Origin of the sequence: Paenarthrobacter sp. NPDC092416 (assembly GCF_044755025.1) — a bacterium.
In the GTDB taxonomy this organism is placed as follows: Bacteria; Actinomycetota; Actinomycetes; order Actinomycetales; family Micrococcaceae; genus Arthrobacter.
In genome coordinates this window covers 39,723-57,967 of record NZ_JBIVQG010000021.1, presented here as the reverse complement: position 1 = coordinate 57,967, position 18,245 = coordinate 39,723, and the positions used below count along the sequence as shown (strand labels likewise).

15 protein-coding genes are annotated in these 18,245 nt (G+C 63.4%); 3 read left to right on the top strand and 12 right to left on the bottom strand.

The features are described from left to right. A partial coding sequence (locus ACIQC5_RS23180; RefSeq protein ID WP_400287449.1) for a DUF222 domain-containing protein occupies window positions 1–1,305 on the top strand: 1,305 nt, incomplete at its 5' end. Between the two features lie 180 nt (window positions 1,306–1,485). On the opposite strand, the gene ACIQC5_RS23175 is transcribed toward ACIQC5_RS23180, so the two are convergent. Both ACIQC5_RS23175 and ACIQC5_RS23170 read right to left on the bottom strand, forming a co-directional pair. Next, window positions 1,486–2,739 carry an RNA polymerase sigma factor gene (locus ACIQC5_RS23175; protein WP_400287448.1) on the bottom strand — a complete coding sequence of 418 codons (1,254 nt, stop codon included), beginning with the start codon at window positions 2,737–2,739 and terminating at the stop codon, window positions 1,486–1,488. Between the two features lie 23 nt (window positions 2,740–2,762). After that, a complete protein-coding gene (locus ACIQC5_RS23170) occupies window positions 2,763–3,182 on the bottom strand; it encodes a YciI family protein (protein WP_400287447.1) in 420 nt (139 codons plus the stop codon). Window positions 3,183–3,370: 188 nt separating this feature from the next. Between ACIQC5_RS23170 and ACIQC5_RS23165 the strand changes: the two genes are divergently transcribed. After that, complete coding sequence (locus ACIQC5_RS23165) at window positions 3,371–4,459, top strand: fatty acid desaturase family protein (protein WP_400287446.1); 1,089 nt, start codon at window positions 3,371–3,373, stop codon at window positions 4,457–4,459. A 186-nt stretch (window positions 4,460–4,645) separates the two neighbouring features. On the opposite strand, the gene ACIQC5_RS23160 is transcribed toward ACIQC5_RS23165, so the two are convergent. Further along, window positions 4,646–5,200: a Clp protease N-terminal domain-containing protein gene (locus tag ACIQC5_RS23160; RefSeq protein WP_400287445.1), complete on the bottom strand. Its 555-nt coding sequence runs from the start codon at window positions 5,198–5,200 to the stop codon at window positions 4,646–4,648. A 278-nt stretch (window positions 5,201–5,478) separates the two neighbouring features. Here ACIQC5_RS23160 and ACIQC5_RS23155 point away from each other — a divergent pair, with 278 nt between their 5' ends. Further along, window positions 5,479–6,546 carry a quercetin 2,3-dioxygenase gene (locus tag ACIQC5_RS23155; protein ID WP_400287444.1) on the top strand — a complete coding sequence of 356 codons (1,068 nt, stop codon included), beginning with the start codon at window positions 5,479–5,481 and terminating at the stop codon, window positions 6,544–6,546. Window positions 6,547–6,643: 97 nt separating this feature from the next. Here ACIQC5_RS23155 and ACIQC5_RS23150 read toward each other — a convergent pair whose 3' ends face one another. The 9 genes from ACIQC5_RS23150 to ACIQC5_RS23110 form a co-directional block, all read right to left on the bottom strand. Continuing rightward, window positions 6,644–7,876, bottom strand: a complete 1,233-nt coding sequence (locus tag ACIQC5_RS23150; RefSeq protein WP_400287443.1) for a DUF3500 domain-containing protein — start codon at window positions 7,874–7,876, stop codon at window positions 6,644–6,646. Further along, entirely contained in the window at window positions 7,854–9,599 is a 1,746-nt protein-coding gene (locus ACIQC5_RS23145) for an FAD-dependent monooxygenase (RefSeq protein WP_400287442.1), read from the bottom strand. The genes ACIQC5_RS23150 and ACIQC5_RS23145 overlap by 23 nt, the downstream gene beginning before the upstream one ends. Next, window positions 9,599–10,456, bottom strand: a complete 858-nt coding sequence (locus tag ACIQC5_RS23140) for a fumarylacetoacetate hydrolase family protein (RefSeq protein WP_400287441.1) — start codon at window positions 10,454–10,456, stop codon at window positions 9,599–9,601. Before ACIQC5_RS23140 ends, ACIQC5_RS23145 begins: the two co-directional genes overlap by 1 nt. A 97-nt stretch (window positions 10,457–10,553) precedes the next feature. After that, complete coding sequence (locus ACIQC5_RS23135; RefSeq protein WP_400287440.1) at window positions 10,554–11,411, bottom strand: alpha/beta hydrolase fold domain-containing protein; 858 nt, start codon at window positions 11,409–11,411, stop codon at window positions 10,554–10,556. A 115-nt stretch (window positions 11,412–11,526) separates the two neighbouring features. Beyond that, window positions 11,527–12,519 (bottom strand): alpha/beta hydrolase, encoded by a 993-nt coding sequence (locus ACIQC5_RS23130; protein ID WP_400287439.1) that lies wholly within the window; start codon window positions 12,517–12,519, stop codon window positions 11,527–11,529. 88 nt (window positions 12,520–12,607) lie between these two features. Further along, entirely contained in the window at window positions 12,608–13,615 is a 1,008-nt protein-coding gene (locus ACIQC5_RS23125) for an oligopeptide/dipeptide ABC transporter ATP-binding protein (RefSeq protein WP_400287438.1), read from the bottom strand. Continuing rightward, a complete protein-coding gene (locus tag ACIQC5_RS23120; RefSeq protein WP_400287437.1) occupies window positions 13,612–15,645 on the bottom strand; it encodes a dipeptide/oligopeptide/nickel ABC transporter permease/ATP-binding protein in 2,034 nt (677 codons plus the stop codon). The genes ACIQC5_RS23125 and ACIQC5_RS23120 overlap by 4 nt, the downstream gene beginning before the upstream one ends. Next, window positions 15,642–16,595 (bottom strand): ABC transporter permease, encoded by a 954-nt coding sequence (locus ACIQC5_RS23115; RefSeq protein ID WP_400287436.1) that lies wholly within the window; start codon window positions 16,593–16,595, stop codon window positions 15,642–15,644. Before ACIQC5_RS23115 ends, ACIQC5_RS23120 begins: the two co-directional genes overlap by 4 nt. A gap of 52 nt (window positions 16,596–16,647) precedes the next feature. Then, the gene (locus tag ACIQC5_RS23110) at window positions 16,648–18,204 is read right to left on the bottom strand and encodes an ABC transporter substrate-binding protein (protein WP_400287435.1); all 1,557 of its coding nucleotides are present in this window, start codon (window positions 18,202–18,204) and stop codon (window positions 16,648–16,650) included. Window positions 18,205–18,245 lie beyond the last annotated feature (41 nt).

The window sequence follows — 18,245 nt, the reverse complement described above, 5'->3', positions numbered from 1 at the left end:
ACAGCCCTCGAATCCGACCCCGACTTCGTGATGCGAATGGCCAAACGCTGGACCGACGCGATCGACCAAGACGGCCCCGAACCTTCCGAAGAAGTACTGCGCCAACTCCAAGGCGTGTTCCTCCGCAAACCCCGCTACGGACTGCACCACCTCGAAATCTTCGCCACCGCCGAACAATACGAAACCCTCGCCACCATCATGAACACCGCCGCCAACCCCCGCCTGAACAGCACCCCCAACGGAACCGACCACACCGAAGACAACAACAGCCACAGCAAAGGCGACGGCACGGGCACCGGCACGGGCACCGGCACGGGCACCGGCACGGGCACCGGCACCGGCAACGCCGGGACCAGTGTGGGTTGCGGGACCGGCGGAGGCACCGCAACCACCGTCGGCCAGGAAAACAGCTGGAACAGCCGGAACAGCACCGGGAATCGCGGCAACAGCAACGGCCACGGCGACGCGCGCAACAACAGCACCGGCACCGGCAACGCCGGGACCAGTGTGGGTTGCGGGACCGGCGGAGGCACCGCAACCACCATCGGCCAGGAAAACAGCGGGAACAGCACCGGAACCGGCGGCAACGGTGCCGGGCAGGAAGCAAGCAGGTCAACAGGCGGCACGCACTGCACCGAAGGCCCGGACCTGGACCGGCGCTCCCGGGCCCAGAAACTACTCGACGGGCTCGTCGGTGCCTGCCGGATCGCCCTGACCACCGGGAACCTGCCCGCCAACGGAGGCCTCCGCCCCCAAGTCACCGTCACCATCGACCACCGCGACCTCCTCCAACACCTCCAACACCTCGGACGCGAGGGAGTACTCGGAGGTCCCGGTCGCTTCGGATCCTCCGGCTCCGCCGCGAACCCGCCGCTGAGCTCCGGAACAGCAACCTTCGGCGGCCCGATCCACCCCAACACCATCCGCAAGATCGCCTGCGACGCGGACATCATCCCCGTCCTGCTCGGCAGCGAATCCCGCATCCTGGACATCGGCCGCACCACCAGGATCTTCCCACCCCACATCCGCAAAGCCATCGCCGCCCGCGACGGCGGCTGCGCCTTCCCCGACTGCACCATGCCCGTACCCTGGTGCGAAGCCCACCACATCACCTACTGGTCCCACGGCGGCAGCACCTCAACCGAGAACGGCACCCTGCTCTGCAGCCACCACCACCACGTCATCCACAAAGAACAATGGCACATCAACATGAAAACCGGCGTGCCCTGGTTCACCCCACCACCACACATCGACCCCACCCAAAAACCCCGACGCAACCACCACCACACACCCCTGCGGAGTTAACCAAGCACCCCTGCGGAGTTAGCCACATACCGATTCGGACTCAAACGTGCCCGAACACCAAGACGCAATCGATGTGGAACACGATCGCCAAAAATCAGCCAGTCAAAGCCGCCAAAGCCCACAGCTGGAGGTAAAGAAGTAATTCGCGTTGCGATGGGCGGCCGACGTGGAACCGTTCCGCTATGGCACGTCCAGTTCGTCGATTTTGCGTTCCAACGCTGCGCGCTCGGCCGCGTTTCCGCACAAATCGACAGCCTGCATCAGCGCTGACCGTGCCTCGTCGAGCCGGCCGAGCCTCCTCAACAGTTCGCCCAGGATGGCCGGCAACAAGTGCGACCCGTTCAGTTCGCCGTTGCGCGCCAAGGCCTCAACAAGTTCAAGCCCGGCGGCCGGACCCGTAGCCATGGCGACGGCAACAGCGCGGTTCAATTCGATAATGGGCGACGGTGTCAGGCGCCCGAGTGCTTCGTAGAGGATGACAATCCGCTGCCAGTCCGTTTCCGCCACTGACCGAGCCACAGCGTGGCATTCCGCAATAGACGCCTGGAGTCCATAGGCGCCCAGACCGCGCTTGGCCGCCACCGCCGTAGCAAGTGCAGCCCGGCCACGCCGAATCGCCGACTGGTCCCACCGTCGTCGATCTTGGTCTTCAAGAAGTACGGGCCGTCCGGCAGCGTCGAGCCTGGCCGGAAACCTGGCCGCCGTCAGCTCCATCAGGGCCAGCAGGCCAAACACTTCCGGCTCCGGCGCCAGCCGTACGAGCACACGGGCAAGCCGGCGTGCTTCGCCCGCCAAATCGGTGCGCATCCACGAGTCTCCCCCTGAGGCGAACGAACCTTCCGTGAAGATCAGGTAGATCACATTCAGGACCGAACCGAGTCGCTCAGGCACTTCGTGCGCCTCCGGGATGGCGAACGGTATATGGGCGGCAGCAAGCGTCTTCTTGGCTCTGGTGATGCGGGCCTGGATGGTGGGCACGGGCACGAGGAACGCTTTGGCGATCTCGTCCGTGCCGAGACCACCTACAACCCGCAGCGTCAACGCAATCCGCGCTTCCTTTGCCAGCACAGGGTGGCACGCGATGAACATCAGCGCCAGTACGTCGTCGTCGATTGCGTGGGGATCGAAAAGTGCATCCACGCCCGGGTCCTCCTCAGAAAGGTCACGGGCCAGCAGCGCATATTTCTCGTCGCGGGCGGCGCGCCGTCGGAAGGTATCGATCGCACGACGACGGCCGGCAGTCAGCAGCCAACCCACCGGTTCAGCGGGGACACCATTCACAGACCAGGAAACGAGGGCTTCAGCGAGGGCCTCCTGCGCGAGATCCTCGGCCAGCAGAAAATCGCCGGTGTAGCGGGCAAGGGCGCCGACGATGCGGGCGGATTCACTGCGCCACACCGCTTCGACGGCGGCCCTTGCCTCGTTGTTGCTCACGGACAGTCAGATTTTTGCCTGGCTCAGAGCTGGCCGGTCTGCTCGCGCCAGGCCCGTTCCTTCTGGATCCACTCATTGTCTTGCGGGAACTCGTCGATGCTGGTGACACGGCGGATTTCGGTCTTGGTGCCTGAGGTCATCGGAGCCCGTTTGGCCCACTCGATGGCTTCCTGCTTCGAGGCGACATCCAGGATGTAATAGCCAGCGAATAGTTCCTTGGTTTCTCCGTAGGGGCCGTCGGTTACAACGGGCGTTTCGCCAGTGAAGTCCACAACCACCCCGTCTTTGGCATCGTCGAGTCCTTCGGCCGCCAACAAGACCCCGGCGCGGATGAGCTCGTCGTTGAACTTGCCCATAGCCTCAAGGATTTCGTTGAAATCGATGTTCTCGAACTTGGCGAACGACTCGTCGGTTGCCCGCATGATCAACATGTACTTGGCCATTTCAATCAATCTCCTGTGTTGTGGAAGGTCGCCCTTCGACCTTCTCACCCACAGGTCGAACAGAGCGAGCAGAAATCGACAACCGTCCAAAAGAATTTTCCAAGCTCTTTCGAAAGGGTGTGGGCGTATCCTGAGGGGACGGTGGGAAACGATTCTGTTGATCCCCCTTGCATCTGGTTCGAGGCATCATGGCAGCACAACGCTCTTCCGACGAAAATTCTCCGGAACGCGGTGCCGCGGCCCGGACGGTTAACACCTACGCAACCCTGCTCAAGTCCGTGCGCACTGCAGGATTGCTCAAGCGGCGCCGGGGGTTCTACATCACGCTCTTCGTGTTGCTCATGGCCTCTTGGGCCGGTGTGTGGAGCGGGCTCCTTCTTCTGCAGGACACGTGGTTCCAGCTTCTGATAGCGGCGGGGATGGGGGTGGTCCTCACGCAGTTCGCGTTCCTGGCGCATGAGGCGGCGCACCGTCAGGTCTTCAAATCCAAGGGCATGAACGAATGGTCCGCCCGACTGATTGGCACTGGGCTGGTGGGCATCAGTTACGCGATGTGGGCGCAGAAGCACACGCGGCACCACAATTTCCCGAACGTTGTGGACAAGGATCCGGACATCCATACCGGCGCGATCGCGTTCCATCCGGACGCGGCGGCATCCAGACGCGGCGTCATGGTCAAGGTGACGCGCCAACAGGGGTGGCTGCTGTTCCCTTTGTTGTTCTTCCTGGGCATCAGCCTTCACGTTGACTCCGTGAAGTATCTGCTTCGTCAGCGGAAAGCCGATCACCGCTGGGTGGAGATACCTATCCTGGTGTTGCGCCTGGTGGCGGTGCCGCTACTGGTGTTCTCGCTGCTGCCCTTGGGCATGGCCTTCGCGTTCCTTGGCGTGCAGCTGGGCGTGTTCGGTTTCTACATGGGTGCTTCCTTCGCCCCGAACCATAAGGGCATGCCCATCCTGCCGGCCTCTGCCCGGACGGACTTCCTGAACCGTCAGGTGCTCACTGCACGCAATATTTCGGGCGGCCTGTTCATGGACACGCTCATGGGTGGCTTGAACCGTCAGATTGAGCATCACCTGTTCCCGGACATGCCCCGGCCCTATTTGCATCGGGCCGCTGGGATAGTGCAAGCCTGCTGCCGGGAGCTGGATATCCCTTACACAGAAACCTCGCTGACGAGGTCCTACGCGATCGTGGTGAGGTACTTGAACAGCGTGGGCCTGTTTGCGGGTGATCCCTTTGAATGTCCCGTCGTGGACCAATTCAGGCCGCATTGACTCGTTCAGATGTATCGCATTCAGATGTACGCAGCGAAAGAAAAGGGTCCCAGGACATGCCCTGGGACCCTTTCTTAGCCGTTTGCCGGCGTTGCCATCGTTGGCAACGTCATCGACACTGCAGGGTCATCGACACTGCCGGCGCCTCGACGCTGCCACCGCCTCGCCGCCGCCGGCGCCCCGACGCTAGCGGCCGCCTCCACCAATGACTCCGGCCTCAACAGCCTTGGTGACTGCATCAGCTTCAGCCTGGGTGAGCTTGCCGTCAGTGACGGCCTTGTCCAGTTTGGTCTTGAGGGCAGCGGCGCGCTCTTCTTGGGCTGCAGTGCGGATCTCTTCCAGGGCCGCGGTGACCTTGGCTTCATCGATGCCCAGCGCCGCAGCCAGAGACTTGGCCAAGGCGGCGTCTTGTGCAGTGCGGTCCGGCTTGGTGCCTTCCGTGCCTTCCGCAGGCGGGGTGGCGGGTTTGTTCGCTTCGCGGAACGCCTTCAGCGCTTCGGTCACTTTGGCTTCGTCGACGCCCAGCTTTGTGGCCAGCTCTGCGGCGATCTGGCCCCGGTCGCGGCCGTGGCCTCCGCCGAATTTGCCGTGCCCCTCAGCGGGAGCGGTAGATTCGGCCGAAGACGTAGCGCTCGGCGTCGGCGTCGTGGTTGCGGAGGCAACGGTGGTGATCCCGAGCCCCGCGCCCAACGCCAGAGCTCCGGCCGTGACGCACAGCGTGATCTTCTTGGTCTTTGACATGGTGCCTCTCCTGAATCCGCCGTTGGAACGGCTGCTGCGCCGAACGAACGGCTGGTGTCGTGGGGACGGCCAGAAACACCGCCCTGTTACTACCATGAGTCAGCGACCCCAGCCCACGCTGTCGGAAACCTGTCATTCACCTGTGAAAGCGGGGCTGAAGCTGTGAGACACGGAAAGCGCGTTTCACTCAATGAAACCGGCAGGTTCTTCGCTCCTTGAATGCGCCAAGCTGATTTGCAGCAAGTCCGTACGACGATGAACAGGAAAGAAGGAACCATATGTCCCTCAGCGTCGAGGAAATCAGCCAGCAACTCCCTGTAGCCAACTCGCTGCCGGGCGAAGCTGTCCCCTATTACATGGCCTCCGGCGAAGGTGCCCGCTACGAGATCAACGGCCAACTGGTGACGGTTATTGCCCGGGCGGCAGACACCGGAGGCATCTTCAGCGCTGCCTACATCTCTGGCGGCATGGGTGCTGAATCGCCGTTCGTTGCGCACGCGATTGAGCACAAGACCTTGTACGTCTTCGACGGCATCCTGCACGTCTGGCTGCCCGGCGAGAGCCGCATCTTGACTCCAGGGGACTCGGTGGTCATTCCGCCGGGAACTCCCCACGCATACCGGATGGCCGCCCACTATACCCGCTTCCTGAACTGGATGACCCCGGGTGGGGCGGAGGCCTACTATGAGCGCGCGGGTACACCTATCGACTCACATGTGCACCCCGCTCGCGGCAGCCACACACTGACCCTTCAGGAGCAGGCGGAAGTTGGCGCCCAATTCGGCATCACTTTCCCCGACGTCGAACGTGTCCAGCCGAGCCTGCAGCAGAACGCCGGATTGCCGACGTCGCTCAGCCCTTACTTCCTCTCCGCCGGGGAGGGCGAGCGCCTGGTGAGCTATCAGACGATGTTCACGTACCTTTCCCACCCGGCGAACACAGGTTCCAACTACTTCGCCGTGCACACCAAAGGCGCCAAATCCCCATACATCCCTTTGCACTTCCACTCCGAGCACACCGAGAATTTCCTGTGCACTGAAGGCCGCATGTGGCTGTATGCCAACGGGCGCGAAATGCTGCTGACGAAGGGCGATTTCGTTCATGCCCCGGCCGGCACCATCCACTCCTTTGCGTTCGATTCCCACAACACGCAAATGGTCGGCTTCCTGACACCGTCAGTGTTCAATGGATTCTTTGAATACTTCAACAAGCCCACCGATGACTACATCTACACAGAGGGCGGCGAACCCTATATGGATATGGAAGGCTTTGGTCGCGCGCAGGCCGAGATGGACCTGACGGTGGTGGGTCCTCCCCCGCAGCGGCGAACAGCGTTGGACCTCTAGCTCAGCTGCGAAGGCCCGGACTCCGTGAAAGGGGTCCGGGCCTTCTGTCTGTGGTCACTGTTGAGACGCGTTCGATTCAGGACAGGCCCGACGGCGGTTACCTCGCCTGCCGTAGCAGCGCCCGGCCGTAGTCGTTGCCATTGGGTGTCCGCACCACGGTGTGCATGTGGAATGGCGCCGGTGTGTGGTTGTTGAGGAAAACTCCCGTGTGGTGGTCGAGTTCCAGGATGACCACTGGGCTTTGGATCCGGAAGTAGAAGGCATCCTCTCCCTGCCAACCGCCGATCCACGAGAACCACGTTTCGGCGTAGTGTTCCCGGATTTCCCGAAAGCGTGCGGCACGGGGCCCCGACGGCAAGTAGGCAATGGAGTCGTTCACGATCTCGTCCAGGAGCGCTACCGCTGCGGCAGGCAGTGAACTGACCGGGATGCCTTCGTAAGGAATCACCCGGTTGTCCTGGAAACACCCGGCCAGGTGCCGTTCGTCCCCGGGGTGGAGCCGGCCCTCGGGCATGGCGGGGTCTTGCATGTGTTCAAAGACCACGGCGTCAGCGCGGAGCATGTCCGGTAAAGCGGCCATCAGTTCGCGTGCCCATTGGATGCGTTCCTTGAAGACCTTCACGCCTCGGTGGGGGCCGTGGTCGATGACGTCCGGTTCGGCACCAAGAAACACCGGGGTGACCACCAGCTGGCTCCCCGCGACCAAGCAATTCAACGCCACGTGGTGCCCGAACAGCTGCCACCCCCACGGTTCCGACTCGGAGGGAACGCCATACATTGCGAAGTTGTAGCTATATTCATTCATGAGCAAGGGCAGGTCCACCAGGTCACCCAGGAAGCCGTTGATACGCATCAGGTTTCTGGCCAGCGCATAACCTTCCGGGCTGAGGCTTGCCTCCACCACGGCCAGGGCGGCATCGCGGACTGGGGGTTCGAGTTCATCCAGCCGTAGCCCCGTATCGTGCTGCATGAATTCCGGGTTGGCCCAGCTTTGCCACTCATGGGCGTCCACTGCGTAGCTCAGCCGCTCCACCTGCTCAGCGGTCATGAGTGCCAGCAGCTTTTCGGCGGCGGCAACCATGTCCGACGTCGGAGCTTCCTCGCCCGGGCGGGCTGCGGCCAGGGGGAACAAACCGTCGCGAAGCACGCCATCGCTGGTCACACCTACGAAGGGCTCCGGGTAAAGCTTCTTCCAGCCCTCGATCATGGGCCCAGCAAAGGAATCGTCCTTGGCGGCTTCGGCATAGGACCGCGCATCCAGGCCGCGCAGCTTCGCTACCCGAGGATGGTCGGGCGCGTAAAGGTAATCACGAAATGACGGCGTCGACATGTGCGGGCTCCTTTGCTTCCTTCGATTCACTTGTTTCCTTTGCTCCAGTGACGGCCCATCCAGCGGCGACGCGGAGGGCATGCGCGGCGGCTTCGGCGGAACCACCCCGCCACGCCACGTGCTGATCCGGCCGGACCAGCACAGCTTCGGCGGCCCAGAGGTCCGCCATGGAGCGGCCATTGCCGTCAAAGCCAACCGCGGTGACGGTCAGCGGAATTCGCGTGGCAGCTGCCGCCTCCAGAACGGGTGCGTAGGCACGTTCCACGTCGGCTCCCGTCAGGGCTCCAGCGTCCACCAGCAACGTGAAGCCTTCGCCCAGGACGTCGTAGACCGATGTTGATTCGTCCATCCACGTATGCGGAAGAACGGCCCCCGGATTTGCCGACGGCGTGTAGCGGATGGGATCTTCGCCGGGAACGGTTGCACCGTCAGGGACCACCACGGGAGAACCGGCGTAGCTGTATCCGAGAACGAGCCCCAGTGAATCGAATTCACTGAGCTTCACCCCCAGGGCTTCGTGGGCGACGGCACGGGCAGTGGTGCCCTCCGGGCCGTCCGAGGCCAATGCGGGATCGGCAAAGTGGAAAGCCAATGCCTTGCCGTTGGCCGCGGCATCGTTGATGGTGCGTTCTGCAACGGGGCGCCGTTCCAGTTCGTAGCTTCCCAGGAGTGAAGGGCCGGCCCACCCGTCCAGCACAGCGGCGATCTTCCAAGCGAGGTTGGCGGCGTCACCGATGCATGTGTTGAACCCATGCCCACCCCACGGCGGGTTCTGGTGCGCCGCATCGCCCACGAGGTAAACCCCGTCCCGCCCGTACGACGGCGCCAGGAGCATGCGGGCTGTCCACGGATCCGTGGCGATGACGTCAACCTCGACGTCGACTCCCACCAAAGAGCGCACAAGTGCCACAGGATCGACGTCCTGACCGTCATCGGAACTATCGACGTCGATGCCCTGGATGATGGCCCACCACGTCCGGTCCAAGTCCATGCGGCCGACCATGCCGGCCGCACCTGGGCCGAGCACCCAGTACTGGACAGCAGGGTCGAGCCTGATGGTGTCGGCGAGATCGCCGGATCGGAACAGGATGCTGATGTTGGACAGTGCAGCGGACCCTCCCTCGAGCCGGAGCCCCAAGCCACGGCGGACGGTGGACGAACCGCCGTCGGCTCCGGCCAGGAACCTGCAATTAACCGTGCGGTGGTTACCTTCAGCGTCAGCAACGGTCACCCTCTGCAAGGCGCCGTCCGCCGAGAAAGCCTCCACCCGCAAACCGGTCATCAGCGTGGCCTGAGTCGATGCTGTCACTGCCTCACGAAGCACTGTTTCGAGCACCGGCTGGGGCACTTGCTGACCGCATTCGGGCTGTGGTTCGTATCGTCCGGTTTCCAACTGGAAGGCGTTGGGGAACCTTCGGATCTCCCGGCCCGTGAGGGACGAACAGAAAATGACGTCCTGTGCGAAGTCCACCGGAAGCGGTGCTGCGGACCGCAGACCATCGGCAAGGCCCAGGCGCCGCAAGTGCGTCATGGTTCGCGCATTGGTGGTCTTGGCGCGCGGCCTGTCGTGGTCGATGGACGTGCGTGGCTCGATGATGAGGCTGCGGATCCCGCGCTGGGCCAGATCCAGCGCAAGGAACAATCCGCTGGGACCGCCCCCTGAAATCAGGACAGGGACCTGACTGGGAAGGTCCTCGAGGCGGGCATCTGAAATCGCAGTCATCAGGCACTCGCCCGCAGCGAAGGTCCGCCAATGGGGGTCACCAACGTGCCGAGCTTTTCGATCTCGACCTCCACGGTGTCCCCGGCGTGCAACAGCCATTGCGGGGTCCGGGCGTAGCCGACGCCCTCTGGGGTACCGGAAGCGATCACGTCGCCCGGGTGAAGTGTAAAAGTCTGGCTGATCAGCGAAATGATGGCCGGCACGGAGAAGATCATGTCCCGGGTGTTGCCATTCTGGACTTCCATGCCGTTCACCAGGGTTCGCACCTGGAGGCCATCGCGGAGGTCGCCCACCTCGTCGCGGCTGACCAGTGGACCCATGGGTCCAGTTAAATCGCCGTTCTTTCCCAGCGTCCACTGCGATGTGAGCTTTTGGGCTCGGCGCGCAGTGAGGTCGTTGAAAGTGGAGTAACCGAAAACGGCATCCGCGGCAGTGGCCTCGTCAGCTGACTCCACGCGCTTTCCGATGTAGGCAGCCACTTCGCCTTCCCAATCCAAGCCGGCCTCGCCGCCAGGGACCGGAACCGGGACGTTGCCGACAGACAAGGATGCTGTCCAGCGGCCAAACAGCGTGGGATACGGCGGGAGCTCCTGATCCTTGTAGCTGCCTTCAGCCGCATGCGCCTTGTAGTTCAGTCCGACACAGATGACCCGTGCCGATGCCGGAACCAATGGAACTTCGGTGACGTCCGAGCGGTCATGGCCGCCCGACACACCTGCAACCATGGAGGACGCTTTCTCCTGCCACCGAGCGGCGCTGGCCCAAAAATCCGTGACGGACGCCAGCGGGAAGACCCTGGTGCCGCTCAGGGCTGCTACCCAGGTGCCGCCGTCGTGGTTGATGCCTATGTACTGCATGTTGGGGCCTTTCAGCTTCGCCCGAGGGCGGTTATCGGTAGGGGGCACGGCAAATAGACCCCCTGGGGGTGACGCCGATGCAGGGTGCCTCGGAAATTTATGGGAGTCCGGGCTGCTGGCGGAAGAACGAGACCGTGGCGGCCAGTGCTTTCTCAGCCGCCGCGGAACTGCCGTCCGGCAGGGACCACATGTGGTCTGCGTCGTCGATGAGAAGGAGTTCGACGTCGGCACCCACCTTCTCAAGTTTGGTCGCCAAGGATTGGGACTGGGCTGCGGGAACGAACCGGTCTACAGTTCCGTGGACCAGCAGGAACGGTGGGGCTGCCGGGGTGACATAACTGATGGGGCTGGCTGCAGCTGCCTTCTCGGGGTCTTCGGAAAGGACCGCGCCCACCAGCAGCTCTTCGCGGGAGCCGGGATCGCTGGAACGGGCAACGGCGTTGTCCAAGGCCTGCTCCCCCATGTGGATCAAATCAGTGGGCGGGTACCAGGCCGCCACCGCTGCGACACTGTTGCCGCTGGTTCCAGTGAGCCCGACGAGGCTCGCCAAATGCCCGCCTGCTGAGTCGCCCCAGGCGTAGATGCGCCCGGCGTCCACGCCGTACATTGCCGCATGCGCTCGCAGCCACACGACAGCGGCCTGTGCGTCATACAACTGCGCAGGGAACTGCGCCTCGTCGCTGAGCCGGTAATCGGCCGAGACAACCACGAACCCGGCATCGGTGAGGACATCAAACGGCTTCAGGCCAAAGCCGTCGCACACCGGCCCCAACGACGACCGCTCACCGACGCGCCAACCGCCGCCATGAAAGTGGACGACGGCGGGGCGCAGCGATTCGTCCTTGCCCTGAAGCTGCGCTGGTTCCGGCAGATACAAGTCCAGCAACAGTGGGCGCGAGCCGTCGCCGCCGGTGTGGGCGAACTCGATGCCCTTGAACACGCGACCCTCGGTCATCGTTGACTCCTTGTTTGTTGCTGCTTGTCTGTTGCTGCTTGCCGGACCATCAACGGCCCCCGCCTTCCCTACAAGATTGTCGGATGTGGGCCCTGCGCTGAACCGAGTATTTCAATCATTGACATGGCTTCGCCGATGCCAGCTCCCCGGCCAGAAACGATAATCCACGTTGAACGATGCCCATTGCCGCCGAGTGGTCGAGGTATCCATGCGTTGCGCCTTCCTCCATCCGAAACGAAACGGCGACCCCGGCTTCTCTGAGGCTGTTCACGTAGAGCTCAGCGGAGCCTCGCAAATCATCGAGTTCGCACGCCAAAACAGCAGTGGACGGCATCCCGGAAGGGTCCGCATTTCCGGGTACAGCGTAGGAGGAGGCCATGCCCACGGGACCCCCAACATAGTTCTCCACCATGCCTCGGCAATCATCGGCCGTGAATCGCAACAAGCGTGGAAGGGCGGAGAGCACGGGATGTGCATTCGCCAGGACGGGAAGCTCGGCGTGAAGGAAGGGGTAGGCCAGGAGCATCTTGGCAGGCAACGGCTCCCCAATATCGTTCAAGTACATGGCCGCCCCCACCGCAAGGTTCGCGCCGGCACTCGCCCCGCCGAGACACAGCCTCTCCGGATCCACGCCAAAATCTCTTGCGTGCTTAGCCGCCCAAAGCCAAGCCGCCAGCGCGTCTTCATGCGGCACGGGAAAATGCACGCCATCCCGCGCCAAGCGGTAATCCACGGAGAAGACCACCCCGCCGGAACGCTGCACCAGTTCGCGGGCCAACTGATCTGCTTCGCGCATGTCCAGATCGCCGCCCGCAAATCCGCCGCCATGCAGCCACACCAAACCGGGCACGCCGTCGTCGGCGTTTCCCGCGTCGGACGCGTCAGGTTCGAATGATCCGTCGGTTCCGTAGACCCGAAGAGGCACCGCGCCGTTGGGTCCCGGCGCGTTGACTGAGGTGACACGGACGTCGGGAGGCGAATACGAAAGGTGGCTGCCGCTGAACGCTTCGAGCCGCTCGGGCCCGGCAGGATCAGCGAGCAACTCGGCGAAGGACCCTGCTCCGGCCACATGCTCCATGACAGCGAGGAGTTCTGGATCGAGGCTCATTGCTGCGTCCTGAGTGTCATGCTTTGCTCCTGGAATGTTGGCGATGCTGTTCAGGCGTCGATGCTGTTCAGATGTTGTGAGGCGCCGGTCAGGCGTAATGGCAGGCGACGTCGGATGGGCCGACCCGGCGCAATGCGGGCCGTTCAGTGGCGCACAATTCGGTGGCCAGCGGGCAGCGTTGCTGGAAGGGGCAACCGCCCGGTGTTGCCGCTACGGCCGAGGCCGTGCGTACTCCCAACGACTCCCGGACTGCCCGGCGCTCGGCCTGTTCAGCCGGGCGGGGCACCGGAGATGCTGCCACCAGCGCCTGGGTGAACGGATGCTTCGGCGATTCCGTGACCGCGGCGGCCGGACCCGACTCCATGACCTGCCCGCGGTAGAGAACTACGACGCGTTGGGCCAGGAACTGGACCACAGAGATGTCGTGGGCGATGAACAGGTAGCTCAGGCCGCGCTCGTCCCGCAGGTCGGCCAGGAGGTTCAGGACTTGAGCCTGCGTTGAAAGGTCCAGGGCGCTCACGGCTTCGTCGCACACCACGAGTTGCGGTTCGCAGATGAGGGCTCGGGCCACGGAGATCCGCTGGCGTTGGCCGCCGGAGAACTGGCTGGGATACCGGTCCACGGCTTCCCTGGGGAGGCCTACGCGTTCCAGCATGTCCTCCGCTTTGGTACGGGATTCTGCGGCGGAGATGCCGCGTACTCGCAGTGGTTCGGAGAGCGAAGCTCCGATGGTCTTGCGGGGGTTCAGCGAGGAATTGGGATCCTGGAAGACAGCCCGCAACTGCTTGCCGATGGCCCGGCGGTTGCCCGCTTTGGCGGCTGTGATGTCCTCGCCTTGGAAACCAACGGAACCACTCGAGACCTTCTGCAGTCCCAGGATCGCCTTGCCAATAGTGGATTTACCCGAACCGGACTCCCCCACCAGGCCAACAGTCTCACCTGCCTGGATCGTGAAGCTAACGCCGTCGACGGCGGGTGGTGCTGCGGCTGCCTTACGCCCGCGGCCGTAACGGACCACCAGGTCCTTGACCTCGAGCATGGGCTGCTGCTGCACAGTGTGGTCTTGCTCGAGCCGAAGCGGGGTTTCGATGCTCATGCCATGTCCTTTTCAGTGATGTCCAGCAGGTGCCGGGCAGGGACTTCCGCCGGAACTGTGTGCTGCAAGGAGGTGGGAACGTCCGTAGGTAGCCAGGCGAGGCCTTCCACGGCCAACTCGTCGGCCTTGACGCAACGAACCAGCCCCACATCAGAACCGGAAGGCAGCAGCGGTACCGGCACAAGGCACGCAGAGCCGGCGAACTGGCAGCGTGCGGCAAACCGGCACCCGATGGGCCAGTCCTTGGGTTGCGGCACCTGGCCCTTGATGGTGGCAAGGCGCTCGGGCATTTCGTGGGCCGTGGTGGCGTGCGGATCCGCAGCAAGCAGAGCCAGCGTATACGGATGCCTCGGGTCGTCCAGGATGCTGGCGGTGCCGCCGTTCTCCACCACCTGGCCGGCGTACATGACGGCGACCTGGTCGCAGATGTCGGCTACGACGCCGAGGTCGTGGGTCACCATGACCACGGACATGCCGGTGTCTTTCACCAACGATCGCAGCAAAGAAAGGATTTCGGCCTGGACCGTTACGTCGAGAGCCGTGGTGGGCTCATCGGCGACCAAGAGGCGCGGCTTACCGGACAGGGCCAGGGCGATGGCCACTCGCTGGGCCATGCCGCCGGAAATCTGGTGCGGGTAGGCCTTCAGGATGCGCCCGCCGTCAACAATGCCGACCTTCTCCAACAGGCTCAACGCCTCGTGGTTGGCTTCGGTTTTCCCCACTGAGCGCAGCCGCCTGATGGCCGAGGTGAGCTGATAGCCCACGGTGAACATGGGATCCAACGCCCGCATCGGCTCTTGCGATATCAGGGCAATGTCCCGCCCGCGGATGGCTTCCATGTCCGTGTCCGTGGCGGCAGCCAGATTCTTGCCGTTCCACAGGATCTGGCCATCGGTGACGGCGACGCCTGAGGGCAGCAGTCCCATGAGCGAAAGCGCGGTCATCGTCTTACCGCAGCCTGATTCGCCCACCAGTCCCAGGACTGTGCCGGGTTCGACGTCGAACGAGACGTCCGTGACCAGGGGCGTTCCGCCGTCGACCCCTACTGAGAGTCCGCGAACGCTGAGCTTGCCTGCCATGGGAGGATCCCCGACGACGGGAGTAGCCGTGGCAGCGGCCGCAGCCTGCGCGGCCCGCTTGCGTCGGATAGCGGCCGATGGCAGATGCGAGGCTGTGGCGTTGGGTGCTTTGCCCAGGGCGTTGCCGATGGCGTTGGCGGCAAGGACCGTGAGTGCCAGGACCACGCCCGTGGGAACCATGAGCCACGGGGCGTCGTAGACGTGCTGCGAGGCGCTCTGGATCATGCCGCCCCAGCTCGGCTGCGGCAACGGCGGACCGAAACCGATGAAGGCCAGGCCTGCCTGGATCAAGAGGCCGACGGCGAAAATCAGCGCGGACTGCACCACGATAGTGGTAGCCAGGCCCGGCAGGACGTGGCGCACACTGATCGCCAACGGACTCAGGCCGTCCACCTTGGCGGCATCCACGTACAGCTGGGACTGCAGAGACTTGGCCTGTCCAAGCATGACGCGATAGATTCCTGCGGAAATGAGCACGCCCAGGATCGCCATGATCAGCGGGATGTTCGTGCCAACAGCGCCAATGACGGCCAGGATGATGACCGTGCCTGGCAGCGACATCATGATCTCGGTACCGCGGCTGATGATTCCTTCGGCGCGTTGGCTGTTGGCCGCTGCCATGGCCAGGACGGTACCGAGCCCGACGCCGACCATCACCGTAATGAACGAGGTCCCCAGGGTTTCGGCTGCTGAGGAGAAGATCCGGCTGAGGATGTCCCGGCCCAATTCGTCCGTTCCCAGCCAGTGGGCAGCGGTGGGACCGGACAGGACCGCGGTAAAGTCCTGGTCTTCAGTTTTGAAGGGCAGCCACCACGGCGCGGTGAGGGACGCCGCGACAATGACGGCCAGCCACAGGGTTCCGGCCAGGCCAGCCGAAGAGGAGACCAGACGGTGCCCGGAAAGTTTGGTGAGCGCAGTTTTTCGTGGGGTTGCGGGGAGTGTGGGAATCATGAGGCACGCAACTTCGGGTCAAGGAATGTGGTGGCGAGTTCGAGCACCAGATTCACGGCGACCACTACAACCGTGGCGATAACCACTACGCCTTGGACTGCGGGGGCATCGTGCGTGCTGACTGAGATCTGGACGGCCTGGCCGAGTCCGGGCATGGCGAAGAGTTGCTCTGCGATGACCGATCCGCCGAACAGGCCAATGAACTGCAGTGCGATGCCGGCCACGATCGGCAGGCTGGCATATCGCAGCGCGTGGATGTACAGAATCTTCCAGGTGGGAGTCGCTGTGGCCCGCAGGGTCCGGATGTGCTCCTGCTGCAAGGCTTCGAGCATGGAGGCCCGGGTTTGCCGGGCGATGAACGCAGCACCGCCGACGGCGAGGGTGATGACCGGCAGGGCAAGGGACATCGCCCAATCCTGCGGAGAAACCTCAAACGGCACGTATCCGGTGGCGGGGAAAACGGATGACTGGACAGCGAACAAGTAGACGAAGATGACGCCGATCCAGAAGGCCGGGAGAGCCACGAGGAGTCCCACGAATCCTCCAATTAACTGATCGAGGAACCCTCCGCGAACAGCGGCCGTGACGCCCAGGAAGATGCCGAAGACCGCGCTGAGTAGTGTGGCACCAGCGGCAAGGGATGCTGTGACCGGAAGCCTGGTGGCAAGGTCGGAGCTGACGGAGCGCCCGTCGATGAGTGAGTTGCCGAAGTTGCCTTGCACGGCCTCGCCCAGCCAGCGGAAAAACTGGACCAGGAGCGGATCGTTCCAGCCGAGCTTGTGGTTGAGCTCATCGATGGCCTCCTGCGAAGCGCCTGCGCCGAGCGACACCGCGCCCGGGCTGCCGGGCATGGCGTGGACCAGCAGGAATGCCAGCACCGCCACCACCAACACGGTGGCAAGCGCCATCAGCAGGCGCTTGGTGACGAACATTGCCATGGTGACCTCCATTGGTCGGGGGCCGGACGCCAATCCTTGAGGAATGGCGTCCGGCCTCTGTGGATCAGTTGGTGGGTGCGTAGGAGGAGAGCAGCGGGTACACGTTGGTACCGGCGAACGTCACCTGCTGGACCTTCTTGGTGTTGTAGCCCTGGTTGGTGAGTGACTCGTACAACGGGATCATCCAGCCGGACTCCACCAAGCGGGTGTTGACTTTGGTCAGCGCGGCCTTCTTGGCGGCGTCATCCTTGGCTGCTGCGGCTTCGGCAGTTGCGGCATTGAGTTGCTCATCCGTGGCCTTCTGGACATTGGTGAAGCCGCTCAGGATCGCTCCGTACATCAGTCCAACCGGGTTGTCCCAACCCAGCGGGGCGTACCCCAGCGGAGTGGTTGCCACCGCGGCGAATGCTTCATCAGTGGAGGCCGCCAGCTTGACGTTCATGGTGATGCCGACGGCGGCCAGGTCCTTCTGGACTGCCTGCAGATCCGTTTGGGTCTGCGTACTGGCGATGATGGTGAACTCGAAGCCATCCGCGTAGCCGGCCTCGGTCAGGAGGCTCTTCGCTTTGGCGGGATCGTAGGCGTACGTCGTGTTCAGTTCTTCTGAGTAGCCAGCCGAATCCTTGGGCAAGGCATTCCATGCCGGGATATCGCCCTTGTGAAGGGCATCCACCAGTGCCTGCCGGTTAATGGCGTACTGGAATGCCTGGCGGACCTTCTCGCTGGCAAATGCCGGCGCAGTCTTGCCGATCTTGTCGAACGAGATCATGGTCTGGACGGTGCCGCCGATCTGTGACACACCGACACCCTTGGACTTGGCGAAGTCAACGGTAGGCGAGGTCAGCGAGGCTACATCTGCCTGGCCGGACACCAGCGCATTGGCGCGGGCCTGCGGGTCCATGATGACGCTGAACGTAATCTTGTTGTACGGGTACTTGGAAGCATCCGCGCTCTTATCGTTCTTGGTGAAGACGTACTTATTGCCCTTGACCGTTGCTCCGCTGTCCAAGGTGTAAGGTCCCGAGCCGTCCGGTGTGGTCGCAAGGCTGGCGCTGTCCGTCACCGCGTTCTTGCCGACAATCATGCCCAAGGTGGAGGTGAGATTCTTTTCGAAGCCCGGCTGTGCCTTCGCGAACGTGATGGCTACCTGGGTGGGACTGACAACGTCCACGGACGTGACTTCCTGTGCCCCGCCCTTGGCGATTGCCGAGTAGGCGCTGAGCGCGGTATCGCTGCGGCGGTCAAGGTTCGCTTTGACCAGTGCGGCATCCAAGGTGGAGCCGTCCGTGAACGTGACCCCTTCCTTGAGCGTGAGCGTCAGGACGGTGTTGTCGGCGTTGTAGCTGAACTCCTTGGCAAGGCCCGGGCCCACGGTGCCGTCTGGCTGAAGCGTCATCAGGTTCTCGTACAGGCCTTCGAAGAACTGCCGCTGCGCATCCGAAACGCGTAACGGGTCGTAGCCGAAGGAAGCACTGTCGCTGTCGGTGGCGATGGTCAGTGTGGTCTTGTCCGCAGTGGATGCTGCGGTGCTGCCGCCACCGCAAGCGGTCAAGGAGCCGAGGATGAGGGCCCCGGCCAGGACGGCCGCGCTGCGTCGTGCAGGGGAGGTCAGGAATTTCATGTGCTGCGCCTTCGCATGTGTAAGGGAATCGGAGTCGAGAT

Excerpts from the sequence above, each read along its gene's own strand:
- ACIQC5_RS23170 (WP_400287447.1), bottom strand. The coding sequence starts at position 3,182 with ATGGCCAAGTACATGTTGATCATGCGGGCAACCGACGAGTCGTTCGCC.
- ACIQC5_RS23165 (WP_400287446.1), top strand. The coding sequence starts at position 3,371 with ATGGCAGCACAACGCTCTTCCGACGAAAATTCTCCGGAACGCGGTGCC.
- ACIQC5_RS23160 (WP_400287445.1), bottom strand. The coding sequence starts at position 5,200 with ATGTCAAAGACCAAGAAGATCACGCTGTGCGTCACGGCCGGAGCTCTG.
- ACIQC5_RS23155 (WP_400287444.1), top strand. The coding sequence starts at position 5,479 with ATGTCCCTCAGCGTCGAGGAAATCAGCCAGCAACTCCCTGTAGCCAAC.
- ACIQC5_RS23150 (WP_400287443.1), bottom strand. The coding sequence starts at position 7,876 with ATGTCGACGCCGTCATTTCGTGATTACCTTTACGCGCCCGACCATCCT.
- ACIQC5_RS23145 (WP_400287442.1), bottom strand. The coding sequence starts at position 9,599 with ATGACTGCGATTTCAGATGCCCGCCTCGAGGACCTTCCCAGTCAGGTC.
- ACIQC5_RS23140 (WP_400287441.1), bottom strand. The coding sequence starts at position 10,456 with ATGCAGTACATAGGCATCAACCACGACGGCGGCACCTGGGTAGCAGCC.
- ACIQC5_RS23135 (WP_400287440.1), bottom strand. The coding sequence starts at position 11,411 with ATGACCGAGGGTCGCGTGTTCAAGGGCATCGAGTTCGCCCACACCGGC.
- ACIQC5_RS23130 (WP_400287439.1), bottom strand. The coding sequence starts at position 12,519 with ATGAGCCTCGATCCAGAACTCCTCGCTGTCATGGAGCATGTGGCCGGA.
- ACIQC5_RS23125 (WP_400287438.1), bottom strand. The coding sequence starts at position 13,615 with ATGAGCATCGAAACCCCGCTTCGGCTCGAGCAAGACCACACTGTGCAG.
- ACIQC5_RS23120 (WP_400287437.1), bottom strand. The coding sequence starts at position 15,645 with ATGATTCCCACACTCCCCGCAACCCCACGAAAAACTGCGCTCACCAAA.
- ACIQC5_RS23115 (WP_400287436.1), bottom strand. The coding sequence starts at position 16,595 with ATGGAGGTCACCATGGCAATGTTCGTCACCAAGCGCCTGCTGATGGCG.
- ACIQC5_RS23110 (WP_400287435.1), bottom strand. The coding sequence starts at position 18,204 with ATGAAATTCCTGACCTCCCCTGCACGACGCAGCGCGGCCGTCCTGGCC.